General features: G+C 48.5%; 14 protein-coding genes and 1 tRNA gene. 9 read left to right on the forward strand and 6 right to left on the reverse strand.

The features are described 5' to 3' along the window. The first annotated feature begins 2 nt into the window (after positions 1-2). A complete protein-coding gene (locus NQ565_RS02875) occupies positions 3-1,454 on the forward strand; it encodes a lipopolysaccharide biosynthesis protein (RefSeq protein WP_005655553.1) in 1,452 nt (483 codons plus the stop codon). Continuing rightward, positions 1,444-2,445 (forward strand): glycosyltransferase, encoded by a 1,002-nt coding sequence (locus NQ565_RS02880; RefSeq protein WP_005655555.1) that lies wholly within the window; start codon positions 1,444-1,446, stop codon positions 2,443-2,445. The genes NQ565_RS02875 and NQ565_RS02880 overlap by 11 nt, the downstream gene beginning before the upstream one ends. 41 nt (positions 2,446-2,486) lie before the next feature. On the opposite strand, the gene NQ565_RS02885 is transcribed toward NQ565_RS02880, so the two are convergent. The 5 genes from NQ565_RS02885 to NQ565_RS02905 form a co-directional block, all read right to left on the reverse strand. Further along, the gene (locus tag NQ565_RS02885) at positions 2,487-2,984 is read right to left on the reverse strand and encodes a KdsC family phosphatase (protein ID WP_005655556.1); all 498 of its coding nucleotides are present in this window, start codon (positions 2,982-2,984) and stop codon (positions 2,487-2,489) included. Positions 2,985-3,022: 38 nt separating this feature from the next. Further along, complete coding sequence (locus NQ565_RS02890; RefSeq protein ID WP_005655558.1) at positions 3,023-3,886, reverse strand: glycosyltransferase family protein; 864 nt, start codon at positions 3,884-3,886, stop codon at positions 3,023-3,025. After that, a complete protein-coding gene (locus tag NQ565_RS02895; protein ID WP_005655560.1) occupies positions 3,883-4,926 on the reverse strand; it encodes an N-acetylneuraminate synthase family protein in 1,044 nt (347 codons plus the stop codon). Before NQ565_RS02895 ends, NQ565_RS02890 begins: the two co-directional genes overlap by 4 nt. Before the next feature lie 236 nt (positions 4,927-5,162). After that, positions 5,163-5,915 carry a cytidylyltransferase domain-containing protein gene (locus NQ565_RS02900; protein ID WP_005655562.1) on the reverse strand — a complete coding sequence of 251 codons (753 nt, stop codon included), beginning with the start codon at positions 5,913-5,915 and terminating at the stop codon, positions 5,163-5,165. Further along, positions 5,912-6,763, reverse strand: coding sequence for a glycoside hydrolase family 71/99 protein (locus NQ565_RS02905; RefSeq protein ID WP_005655563.1), 852 nt, complete (start codon positions 6,761-6,763; stop codon positions 5,912-5,914). Before NQ565_RS02905 ends, NQ565_RS02900 begins: the two co-directional genes overlap by 4 nt. A gap of 226 nt (positions 6,764-6,989) precedes the next feature. On the opposite strand from NQ565_RS02905, the gene NQ565_RS02910 reads away from it, so the two are divergent. Continuing rightward, complete coding sequence (locus NQ565_RS02910) at positions 6,990-8,255, forward strand: glycosyltransferase family 4 protein (RefSeq protein ID WP_005655565.1); 1,266 nt, start codon at positions 6,990-6,992, stop codon at positions 8,253-8,255. Beyond that, positions 8,248-8,994, forward strand: a complete 747-nt coding sequence (locus NQ565_RS02915; RefSeq protein WP_005655566.1) for a glycosyltransferase family 2 protein — start codon at positions 8,248-8,250, stop codon at positions 8,992-8,994. The genes NQ565_RS02910 and NQ565_RS02915 overlap by 8 nt, the downstream gene beginning before the upstream one ends. A 109-nt stretch (positions 8,995-9,103) precedes the next feature. Here NQ565_RS02915 and NQ565_RS02920 read toward each other — a convergent pair whose 3' ends face one another. After that, a complete protein-coding gene (locus tag NQ565_RS02920) occupies positions 9,104-9,802 on the reverse strand; it encodes an SIR2 family NAD-dependent protein deacylase (protein ID WP_005655568.1) in 699 nt (232 codons plus the stop codon). A 196-nt stretch (positions 9,803-9,998) separates the two neighbouring features. Here NQ565_RS02920 and NQ565_RS02925 point away from each other — a divergent pair, with 196 nt between their 5' ends. From NQ565_RS02925 to NQ565_RS02945, 5 genes are all read left to right on the forward strand, one after another. After that, positions 9,999-10,592, forward strand: coding sequence for an FKBP-type peptidyl-prolyl cis-trans isomerase (locus tag NQ565_RS02925; RefSeq protein ID WP_005655571.1), 594 nt, complete (start codon positions 9,999-10,001; stop codon positions 10,590-10,592). 13 nt (positions 10,593-10,605) lie between these two features. Next, positions 10,606-11,469, forward strand: coding sequence for an FKBP-type peptidyl-prolyl cis-trans isomerase (locus NQ565_RS02930; RefSeq protein ID WP_005655573.1), 864 nt, complete (start codon positions 10,606-10,608; stop codon positions 11,467-11,469). Between the two features lie 241 nt (positions 11,470-11,710). Next, positions 11,711-12,175 carry an Lrp/AsnC family transcriptional regulator gene (locus NQ565_RS02935; RefSeq protein ID WP_005655574.1) on the forward strand — a complete coding sequence of 155 codons (465 nt, stop codon included), beginning with the start codon at positions 11,711-11,713 and terminating at the stop codon, positions 12,173-12,175. Positions 12,176-12,272: 97 nt separating this feature from the next. Then, a complete protein-coding gene (locus NQ565_RS02940; protein WP_005655575.1) occupies positions 12,273-12,584 on the forward strand; it encodes a DUF4491 family protein in 312 nt (103 codons plus the stop codon). Positions 12,585-12,675: 91 nt separating this feature from the next. Next, positions 12,676-12,749 (forward strand) — tRNA-Ile (locus NQ565_RS02945). Positions 12,750-12,751 lie beyond the last annotated feature (2 nt).

A 12,751-nucleotide genomic window follows, 5' to 3' on the forward strand; every position in this document is an offset into this window, starting at 1 on the left:
GTATGAGCGAGTCTTCACTGAAACAAAAAACAATAGGAGCATTGCTCTGGAACTTGCTGGACCGTATGGGCCAGCAAGTTCTGTTGTTTATTGTCGGTATCCTCGTAGCCAATATACTCTCCGTCAAAGACTATGCGCTGGTAGGGATGCTTGCCATTTTCAGCGCAATTGCCAATATCGTACTGGACAGCGGATTCAGTGCCGCACTCATTCAGAAGAAAGAGACGACTGCAGAAGAGTTCAGTTCCGTCTTCTGGTTCAATCTGGGAATGAGTATCCTGCTGTATGGAGTGCTGATGGGCTGTTCCCCGCTGATAGCCCGCTTCTTTAACCAGCCCAAACTGGTGGAACTGTCGGCTGTCATTTTTCTGGCACTTCCCATCAATGCGCTCACTATCATACAAAGCACCATACTGAACAAGCAAATCCGCTTCAAGCCGTTGACGCAAATAAACCTATACTCCATGACGGTTTCGGGCATAGCTTCGCTTGCCATGGCACTGACCGGCTGTGGAGTATGGACATTGGCCCTGCAACCGGTAATACTGGCAGCAGCGCGCGCCACCCTGCTATGGAGCCGCGAGAACTGGCGTCCGCAACGGACTTTCCGCTTCGCAGTCATACGGTCACTGTTCGGATTCGCTTCAAGCCTGTTATTGGCAAGCCTTATCAATACCTGCTTCCTGAATATCTATTCCGTTATCATCGGCAAACTGTTTCCGCAAAAACAATTGGGATATTATACGCAAGGAAACAAAATGTGCGATATGGGTGTCAGCCTGATTTACGGAAGTATACAGAATGCCACCTTCCCCATATTCAGTACCATCCAGAACGAACGGGAAAGGCTGATAAGGGCTTATCGCAAGACCATCCGTTTTACGGCATTCATCACACTCCCCATCATGGCAGGTCTGTTCGTTACGGCAGGTCCCGTTATCCGTTTGCTGCTGAAAGAGGAATGGTGGCCTTCCATTCCTTTCTTCCAACTGCTCTGTCTTGGCGGTTGCTTCACCATACTGACTGCCATCAACAATAATTTCATTAAAGTAAGCGGACGTTCGGACGGCATACTTAAAATAGAATATTACAAGATAGCCTTCACCGTGGCAGTAGTGCTGCTTACCTATCGGGAAGATGTGCTGACGATGGTAGCAGGTCTTGTAGTCACCCGCCTGCTGGTATACATTATCAATATGATTTACACCGCCCATTACACGGGATACCGCTTTTCCATGCAACTTATGGATTTACTGCCATATGCCGGACTCAGCACTCTGATGACCTTATTGCTACTGCCCATTGGCGGATGGATAGAGAACCAGTTGCTACTGCTCGTCACACAAGCGGCAGCCGGCACGGTCATTTATATAGGTACGGCCTATATCACCGGTTCGAAGATACTGAAAGACTCGCTGGAATTAATACGAAAGAAAAAAGGACATGAACAATAATACCAGACTTAAAGTCAGCGTCCTGATGCTCACCTACAATCAGGAACGTTACATCAACGAGGCCATCCGCAGCGTAATGCTGCAAGAGACAAACTTCCCCTTTGAACTGGTCATAGGGAACGATGCTAGTACGGACTGTACGGGAACGATTTGCGCGGACTGGCAAAAAAAGTACCCGGAACAAATCGTCCTATTCAACCGGAAGAAAAATCTGGGACTGCAACAGAACTTCATACAAACCTACGCCCAATGTCGGGGACAATATATCGCCATCTGCGAGGGCGATGACTTCTGGACAGACAAACGGAAACTGCAAATCCAAGCAGATTTTCTGGATACGCATCCCGACTATTCCACCTGTTTTCACCGGGTTATCAACTACTACGAAGACCGCGGAACCAAGAGCCTCAGCAATGGCGGGCAGAAGCAGGATACAGACATATCAGACCTTGCACGCAGCAATTACATCTCCAACGTATCCGCTTTGTTCCGCCGGGGCTTGTTTGGCGAACTGCCCGAATGGTTTGCCCGTGCCAGCACCTACGACTATGCCATACATTTGCTGAATGCACAATTCGGGAAGATACATTATATAAAGCGTCCGATGGCCGTCTACCGCCAACACGGAAAAGCAATCTGGAGTGAAGCCGGAACAGACCGGAAACTGGACATCGCACTCGTTGTCCGGGAGTTGCTAATGGATTATTTTAAAGAAAGGAGGACTGACGTATACGACAATCTCCGGCAATCCCATGCGCAGATATGCCTGAACCTCATCCGCCATTACACCGGAAAAGGACAGCAAGAACAAATAGAGCATACGGAAAAACGGCTTCTGCAATATCAACCGCAGTGGACTATGGAAGATGTGAAACGTATGGAATTGCCCCGCCCGCAATCAGCCACACAAAGGCTGACAGGATTTGTCAAAGGCATGATGAAACGGGGAAGAGCCGCCGTTTCCAGAGTGATACCGTTACCGCACATCTGACACGTCCGACGAAAACGCCCCATCCACACGCAAAGAGGACATTACAGGAATTTCCCAACCGTCTTTTCCAGCACACCGTTATCGCTCAGCAGCTTCTCCACAAACTCGCGAAAAGCTCCATAACCGCCATGTGCGGCCGTTACATACTTTACCTCCCGCTTCACATATTCGGGCGTATTGCTGGGAGAGGCGCTGTAACCCACCAGACGCAACAGTGGCAAATCATTCAGGTCGTCACCGATAAAGGCAACCTCGCCCAACGAAATGCCCAATTCGCGGCATAACTCCTCAGCCTGCGCCACTTTATCCTTGACCCCTAAATAACAATAGTCGATTTTCAGCTTATCGGCGCGCTTCTGCACGATTTGCGTATTCTCGCCGGTCATAATGGCAACGGGTATATCTAATTCGCGCAGAAAAATCACTCCCCAGCCGTCTTTCACGGAAAAGCGTTTCATAACGTCCCCTTCGGCAGTATAATACATTCCGCCGTCGGTCCATACACCGTCAATATCGGTAATAACTAATTTCGGTAACATGCCTGTTATTTCTTTTAAGATTAAGAATGTAAGAATATCTATTGCCCACGCTCTCCCAATTTACCGCGTTTTCCGTCACGATAGCCGTCCCACAGAGCTTTCCATTTGGCTATCTTCTGCTTTTCATACAACAGCACAAAGACAATCCGTTTATATAGATGGTAGCGTAAATGGGCTTTCAGGTTCAGGCTCTCAGGATAGAGTCTGTGAAGTACCATGCCATTGCGCACATTGTAATAAGTACGTGCCGGCGGATACTCGTTCGGAAAAACCTCCTTACCCAGCAAGCGGTGTTTCTTCTTCTGATACCCCAAATCGTGTTGCAGCAGGATATTTTTGAAACAAACCGTCCGTACTCCTTTACGCGCTGCACGCCAGCAGTACTCGCAGTCGATGCCCCATACAAACAACTCTTCCATAAAAACGCCCAGTTCTTCGAACAAGCCGACCGGATAAACAGTACCGGAAGTCATGGCGGAAGAGACCTCATCCACCCTGTCGGCAACGGGATAAAGCGAAGCCTGCTGAGACTTTATAAAATAATTGACGGAGAAAATAACCCGCTTTTCTTCCCCGTAACTCCGGATGGCAGCCGTATAATCCCGGAAAACTCCTGGCAGGAAGTAACTGTCCTGGTCCAATGTCAGAAGATGCGTATATCCATGCTCGCGGGCGTAAGCCACGGCATCATTCAGCGCAGTGCCGATGCCTACATTCCGCCCGCACCCCCTATATTCCAGACGCTCCGGATGAGTGACGCCCGACAAAGGCAACTGTTCCCTTCCGCCTCCGGGCGTATTATCCCACAACAGCAATCTGTCTGCCTGCGACAGATAACTGTTGATATTCCCGGCCAAATCCTTACCGGGATGATAAAGCACAACAACGGCAAGCAGTCTCATTCCTCAATCAATGACGGATAAATAATCTCGTTACGCGGTATCTCCTTCCGTACCCGACGGCCTACCACCTTATCTCGTTCCGCCCACTTAAAGCCGTCGCCCGGACTAAGCAGGTGAATATCCTCTTCCGTGATAATATCGCCGGGATGCAGCGCCTTGTTCGTAGCAATGGAACGCTCCAGTTTCACTTTGGCGGCAGAGACGGCAGGGTCGATATACAGTTCCTCCCTGCCCAGCCAATGCTCGGCAATGCGGATATCACGAATCATGCGGTTCACACCGTCCGGTCCCAGAGAACCTTGCTGGTCCGTTCCTTTCATGCGGCGGTCAATGGTGACGTGCTTCTCTATAATCTCCGCACCCATTCCTACGGCAACCACCGGAGCGGCAATGCCAATGGTGTGGTCGGAAAAGCCGATATGGTATTGTCCGTAATGCTGTTTCAGATAAGTTATCGTTCTCAGGTTCAGGTTATCGGGCTGAGTGGGATACTGCGATACGCAATGCAGTATGGATATATCGTTGTGATAACGGGTGATAACCTCCAAGGCATCGTCCAGTTCCTTCTTGCCTGCCATACCGGTGGAAAGGATGATAGGAATCCTGGTTTCCGCCATCACTTCCAGCAACGGCAGGTTGGTAAGGTCGCGGCTTGCCACCTTGAGGCGGTCGGGCGTAAAGAGCTTCAATAAAGACATGCAGCCTTTTGAGCACAGTGTTTCCACGAAGTCCAGGCCCAATGACTTGGCATGCTTGTAAACTTCAAAATGCTCCTCATCCGTCAGTTCCAGATAAGCGCGATGCTCGCCATAGGTGCGTCCGAAAGAGTGGGGAGAGTCGTACGGACGGTTCATCTGCGAATCGGTCAGTTCTTCATTCAAATCCCGCTTGGTCATCTTTACCGCGTCCATAGGACGGAGTTCCAGATTAAAGACTTCTTCGCGTACGGGACGTGACACCAGGTCGACAATCAACTTGGCGATATCGACGGAACCGTTATGGTTCTGTCCTATTTCTCCGATAATGTATGTACTCTTCATTCGGCAACTGTTATTTTTGTTTACTATCATCAAATCTATCTTCCTTCCCTGCCACAATACACTGTAGAAAGGGGGACAATGAGTCAGGGAGTGAAAGGCACTCAGTCAGGGAGTCATCCCCCTTTCAGTCAGTGGCTGAATGGAGTCCGGTCAGCGACTGTTTCCGGCCTCTTCCCGGCAGCATAATCTTTTCCTTTTCCAAGAAGTCTCCCTGCGATAAAGCCGGAGCTTATTTCTTATTTTTCGTTTTTCGCTATATTTTCCAGCATTTTGACCCTATACTCCGGATGTGCCTCCACCAACCGGAGCAGTGCATGGATGCTGTGGTCGGTCTGCTCGCAGAAAGCGGCGTAAAGCTCTTGCAGCAAGGTGAAATCCTCCATTGTATCGAGCGTAAAGCGAAGATCCAACCGCCCTTCCAGCTCATCGGGCAACGGAAGCAGGCGAACGCTGAACGCTTCGGGATGTGTATAGAGATAAATCGTAACGTGCTCTATGTACAGTTTTTCCTGTGTAGCGGCGGCTGCACGGCGCAGGGCATCGGCAGTCGTCAGCTCGGCAAACAAGCCCAAATGAGATTTGATAGTGGGGCGGCCGTCTGCAAAACCGTAAGCGATATAATCTGCCGGGCGGGCATCGTGCTCCTCGAAGAAAGCCCGGAAGCTGTCGGGACGCAGGAAAGGATTGTCCGAACAGACACGGATAAAGCGGTCAAGGTTGAATGTTGCGGCAGCCCGGATAAAGCGGTCGAGTACATTGTCCTCGTCTCCCCGGTAGCAACAGATACCTGCTTCGCGGGCAACCTCTGCCAGTATATCATCCTGCGGACGGTCGGTAGTGGCAAGCACAATAGTCTTACCGGCGCAGGCCTGCTTGATATTTCCGATTAAAATGTCGATAATGCGCTGCCCGCTATAGAAAGGGAGCAGTATTTTATTATGCAACCGGGTAGAACCGGTACGTGCCTGAATGATGATTCCGTCTTTCATACTTTCATTCGTTTAAAAGCGTCTATATAACTGCCCGGCGTAACGTTGATCACTTCCTTGCCCAACCGGCGCGCATAGGCTTCGAGCACGAAGTAGGACTTAAAGGCCACATACATGTGGTAGAGTATCGTATAAAGCCGTGCGCTATGCAGATTCTCCTGCGTCACCGTTGCCGCCTGCGACTTATTCTGGTCATAGAAATGTTTTTGGTGCATCAGTACCACGTTGTCGTCCGTCACCGTGATTTCCGGCAACCAGGAGTGATCGGCGCCTGCCAGATAAATTTTCTTGAAAGGCAGACGCAACCCGATGGCAATAGAAGGAATCAGTACGTTGTGCGGACGGGGCACACCCCAACCCTTAGCGAATACCCAGTTGCAGAATCCCTGCACACCTTCTATCGGGGTGGTATTGTAAATGCAGAGGCGGATATTCCTGTTACCCGCCAACATAGGCTGCCACTCTTTGTTCTTCAAAGCACGGGCGGGAATAAACAGACTCATCGGCCAAGCAGTTTTTTCGGCAAGCGTCCGGAACAATTGTACCCGCTTCTCGGGAACAATCCAGAACAGAGGGTCGGCTATCAGATATATCTCTGGGCGGAGCTGCTCGAACATCGGGGAAGTAACGCAAAAATTCACCGCCAGCAGCGTCTTGCCCTGTACAAAGTCCGGAGCTTCCCGAACCGTACGGTTCAATGAAGGACCGTTGGCAAGTATCAACAGCTCTTCCGGATTACTGAACGACGACGGTAGGTGCGTACGCCATTTGGATTGTAGCAGAATCTTCACCACGCTCAGGAAAGTCTGCCACAGTTGCTCCAGCTTTTTCATTCCTTTATCTCCCATATTCACATTTATTTTCTACCGATGAACCATAGGTTTCTTCCGGCGAAAAACTCGTTTTCCACGACGTTCAATCCGTTGCTCAGCGCAACATCTCCACTGCTCCCGGCATTACGAGCTTTTAACCACGGCAAAGATAGGGAGTTTAGCGGTTACAGACTAAAAAAATAAAAGATTTATAGAGCAGAAAGCGGCAAAAGCAGTACTTTTGTCCAAACATTCCGCAAAAATGAGAGTACTATTAATCAATACATCCGAACGCATCGGCGGGGCAGCCGTAGCGGCCAGCAGACTGATGGAGTCGCTCAAGAACAACGGCATCAAGGCCAAACTTCTGGTACGCGACAAGCAGACCGACCAAATCACCGTGGTTTCATTAAACTACAACTGGCGCATGATATGGAAATTCGTATGGGAGCGTATCGTCATATGGAAAGCCAACCGCTTCAAAAAGGAGAATATCTTTGCCGTGGACATTGCCAATACAGGTACGGACATTACCTCTCTTCCGGAATTCCAGCAGGCGGATGTCATTCATCTCCACTGGATAAACCAGGGAATGTTGTCTCTGAAGAATATCGAGAAAATCCTTGCCTCAGGCAAACCCGTGGTATGGACCATGCACGACATGTGGCCGTGTACCGGCATCTGCCACCATGCCCGCGAGTGCACCCACTATCAGCAGGAGTGTGGCAACTGTCCTTTCATCCACGGCAACGGCAGCAGAAAAGACCTCTCCTACCGGACTTTCCGCAAGAAGCAGGAGTTGTATCAGGGACGGCACATTAATTTCGTAACGTGCAGCCACTGGCTGGAAGGACTGGCCAAGAAAAGCGCCCTGCTCGCCGGACACACGATTACCTGCATCCCCAACCCTATCAATACCAACCTGTTTAAGCCGCACAACAAGCAAGAAGCACGCAACAGATGCCAACTGCCGCAGGACGCCAGACTCGTACTGTTCGGCTCGGTAAAGATAACGGACAAACGGAAAGGCATCGACTATCTGGTAGAATCGTGCGCACTACTGGCGGAAAAGCACCCCGAACTGAAAACGAAGCTCGGTGTCGTCGTTTTCGGCAAAGAGTCGCAGCAACTGGCCAACTTGCTGCCTTTCAAGGTCTACCCGCTGGACTTTGTGAGCAACGAACACCAGTTAGTAAACATATACAATGCGGTAGACCTCTTCGTCACCCCTTCGCTGGAAGAGAACCTGCCCAACATGATTATGGAAGCCATGGCATGCGGCATTCCCTGCGTCGGCTTCAACGTGGGCGGCATTCCCGAAATGATAGACCACCTGCACAACGGATACGTGGCGCAATACAAGTCGTCCGAGGATTTTGCCAACGGCATCTACTGGACACTTACCGACCCGGATTATCCCAGCCTCGCCGAGCAGGCCTGCCGGAAGACCGTCACCCACTATTCGGAAAGCGCCATCGCTAAGAAATATATTGACCTGTACAACAAAGTCACCGGAAGAAATGCATAACCATCCCACCCCCAAGTTCAGCGTCATTACCGTGACCTACAATGCCGAGGCTGTATTGGAAGATACCATCCAGAGCGTTATCTCGCAAACCTACCGCCACGTGGAGTATATCATTGTGGATGGAGCGTCGAAAGATAAGACACTCTCCATCATAGACCGTTATAAGGATCACATCGCAAAGGTGACAAGCGAACCCGATAAAGGCCTGTACGATGCCATGAACAAAGGCATCCGACTGGCTACGGGCGATTACCTCTGCTTCCTTAATGCCGGCGACAGCTTCCACGAAGACGATACACTGCAGCAAATGGTACATACGCTGCCGGGAAGCGAGCTGCCCGATGTGATGTACGGTGAAACGGCCCTGGTGGACAAAGAAGGGCATTTCGTACGTATGCGCCGTCTTTCCGCCCCGGAAACGCTGACGTGGAAAAGCTTCAGACAAGGGATGCTTGTCTGCCATCAGGCCTTCTTTGCCAAACGCACTTTAGTAGAACCGTATAACCTGAAGTACCGCTTCTCCGCCGACTTTGACTGGTGCATCCGCATCATGAAAAAGGCACACACGCTGCACAATACCCGCCTCACGATAATAGACTATTTGGACGAGGGCATGACTACCCAAAACAGGAAAGCCTCGCTTAAAGAACGTTTCCGCATTATGGCGCAATATTACGGTCTGATAAGTACGGCAGCCTATCATGCCTGGTTCGTACTGAGGGCGGTACTGAAAAAATAATCCGTACAGCTTGAAAATTGTATGTGCCACTTCATTGGCAATCTTGTGCCAGCATATAGGCATAAGCGTGCCATTAAAGTGGCACATACATAGACTGTGAACGGCACGCCTAAGGTTTAAGCAACGAGCGCAACTCCTGCACACCTTCCGATGCTCCTTTTTGAATTACATGTATCTGCCGCATGGAATGTACATCCACCGGCTTAGGGTCTATCAGGTACACTTCGGCATCGCGAGGCACATAGTTGAGCAATCCGGCAGCCGGATATACATTCATCGAAGTACCGATAATGACGAATATATCCGCTTTCTCCACATAATCCACAGCCGTTTCAATCTCAGGAACCGACTCGCCGAACCAAACGATAAACGGACGAAGCTGAGTACCATCGCCGGCTTTATCTCCCAACTTCACTTCGTATTCATCCGGTTTCAGTTCCTTTATGTAGTGCGGATTATAAGGGTCGCGGCTGGAACAGACCTTTGTCAGCTCGCCATGTAGATGAATCACGCGTTTGCTTCCGGCACGCTCGTGCAGATTATCGACATTCTGCGTAACGACCGTTACATTGAAGTCCTTTTCCAGCTCTGCAAGCCCGATGTGTCCGGCATTCGGCTTTACATCCAGCAATTGCTTGCGACGCTCGTTATAAAAGTTGATAACCAACTCCGGATTACGGGCATAGCCTTCGGGAGTCGCCACCTGTTCCACCGGATATTTATCCCACAGTCCGCCCGCATCGCGAAAAGTACTGATACCACTCTCGGCACTCATACCTGCACCTGACAAAACAACCAAGTTCTTCATCTTTATATCTCCTTAAAGTTCATATAGTCATACAAATGTATGAATAATACCCCAAAAGAGGGAAGTTATTTTCACTTACTAAGATTTTTTAATCTGAAAAAAACAAAATCATTCAAATAAAAGACGTATTTTTGCCATTCATTAATTTGCAATAGGCTGGAAAAGAAATGATTTCAGCCGCCAACAAAAACATTTTATGGATAAATTCAGTTATGCTATCGGCCTTGGAATAGGTCAGAATCTTTTAAGTATGGGTGCTAAAGGCATCGCAGTAGATGACTTTGCACAAGCAATCAAAGATGTCTTGGAAGGCAACCAGACGGCTATCAGCCATACGGAAGCCCGCGAAATAGTAAATAAGTACTTCGAAGAACTGGAACAGAAAATGAATGCCGCCAATATCGAGGCCGGCAAGAAGTTCCTTGAAGAAAACAAAAAACGCCCGGGAGTGGTTACGCTGCCCAGCGGGCTCCAGTACGAAGTTATCAACGAAGGCAACACAGGCACTTATGCCAAAGCTACCGACCAGGTACAATGCCACTACGAAGGTACGCTGATTGACGGAACGCTGTTCGACAGCTCCATCAAGCGCGGCCAGCCTGCCACATTCGGCGTCAGCCAGGTAATCCCGGGTTGGGTGGAAGCCCTGCAACTGATGCCCGAAGGCGCCAAATGGAAACTCTACATCCCCAGCGAGCTGGCTTACGGCGCCCAGGGAGCAGGTGAGATGATTCCACCGCACAGCACACTCATTTTTGAAGTGGAACTACTTAAAGTATTAAACAAATAATTTTAAAAGCAAAATGAAAAAAGTAACATTTATCATGGCTCTTGCAGCAGCTGCCGGTTTGGCATCCTGTACTGCACAAAGCCCGAAAACGAACCTCAAAACAGACGTTGACTCATTATCTTACGCCATCGGTATGGCACGTACCGAAGGCCTGGATCAATATCTCGCACAGCAGGGTATCGATTCTACTCAAATGACAGACTTCCTGAAAGGTTTCAACGAAGGTGCAAGCAAAATCGACAAGAAAGACGTTGCTTACATGGCAGGTCTGCAAATCGGACAGATGGTAAGCAAGCAATGGGTAGAAGGCTTCAACCAACAGATTTTCGGTGGAGACTCTACACAAACCATCAGCCGTGAAAACCTGTTGGCAGGTTTCGTTGCCGGAGTTGTAGGCAAAGGCATCATGACCAAAGAAGAAGCTCAGACTTTCATGCAGACCCAGATGGATGCAGTAAAGGCTAAAGCCATGGAAAAGAAATACGCCGACAACAAAGCTGCCGGTGAAAAATTCCTTGCTGAAAACAAGACCAAAGAAGGTGTTGTAACCACTCCGAGCGGTCTGCAATATAAAATTATCACCAAAGGAACCGGTGAAATCCCCGCTGATAGCAGCAAAGTAAAAGTAAACTACAAAGGTACGCTGATTGACGGAACCGAATTCGACAGCTCTTACAAGCGTAAAGAACCTGCTACGTTCCGTGCCAACCAAGTTATCAAAGGCTGGACAGAAGCCCTCACTATGATGCCTGTAGGTTCTAAGTGGGAACTTTACATCCCGCAAGAACTGGCTTACGGCGCAAGAGAAACCGGCGGCCCAATCAAACCGTTCTCTACTCTGATTTTTGAAGTGGAACTGGTAGGTATCGAAAAATAAAACGATCATGCCATAAAAGCGATAGGGCGGTGAAGCGACGATACTTCACCGCCCTATTCCATTATCCCCCTACCACTTTATCACCTTGTCATCCATTATCACTTTATCACCTTATTACCCTATCACTTTATCGTATTATCACTTTTATTCTTTTTTTCGCTCCATTCTATAGATAAATTAAAATAAAGTCCTATATTTGCTTACTATTTGATAAGAACAAGAACTTTACTTATTTACTATTATGGAAAAAATAGACAATCTTGACCGGCAGATTCTGGAAATCATTTCCCAAAATGCCCGTATTCCTTTTAAGGATGTAGCTGCTGAATGTGGTGTATCACGTGCCGCCATTCACCAACGCGTACAGCGCTTGATTGATTTGGGCGTTATTGTCGGCTCCGGCTACCATGTAAACCCTAAGTCTTTGGGCTACAGGACTTGTACTTATGTAGGAATCAAACTGGAAAAAGGCTCCATGTACAAGGCTGTTGTTACCGAGATGCAAAAGATTCCCGAAATCGTGGAATGTCATTTTACCACCGGTCCGTACACCATGCTGACCAAAGTGTATGCGCGTGACAACGAACACCTAATGGACTTGCTGAATAACAAGATGCAGGAAATCCCCGGCGTCACTGCAACAGAAACATTAATTTCACTGGAACAAAGCATCAAGAAAGAAATTCCTATTTGCCCGGAAAAGTAAGATAAATAAAACAATGGGGTTGTGCCGAAACAAAAAACACTTATTATTTGTTTTGACATAACCCCATGATTTCATCACCTTATCACTTTATATAAATATGGATTTCTTAAACGAATATCACCTGTCAGGACTTGTAATCGGTATCTGTACTTTCCTTATCATAGGCATCTTCCACCCCATAGTAGTAAAAGCCGAATATTATTGGGGAACTAAATGCTGGTGGATTTTCCTATTGTTGGGAATCGGCGGTGCCATTGCTTCACTGTATACCGACAATATTTTGGTAGCCTCACTGCTAGGCGTATTCGCTTTCTCTTCATTTTGGACCATTAAAGAAGTATTTGAACAAGAAGAGCGGGTAAAAAAAGGGTGGTTTCCCAAGAATCCTAAACGAACATATAAATTCTAAACAAAAAGCATTCGCATTTTTATCTGAAACGCTTGCATATTTCAAGAGAAAATACTACTTTTGTCCCCGCTATCCGATATAAGGATACACCGGACTTGTAGCTCAGTTGGTTAGAGCAACAGACTCATAATCTGGAGGTCCCTGGTTCAAGCCCAGGCTGGTCCACA

Origin of the sequence: Bacteroides stercoris ATCC 43183 (assembly GCF_025147325.1) — a bacterium.
Lineage (GTDB): Bacteria > Bacteroidota > Bacteroidia > Bacteroidales > Bacteroidaceae > Bacteroides > Bacteroides stercoris.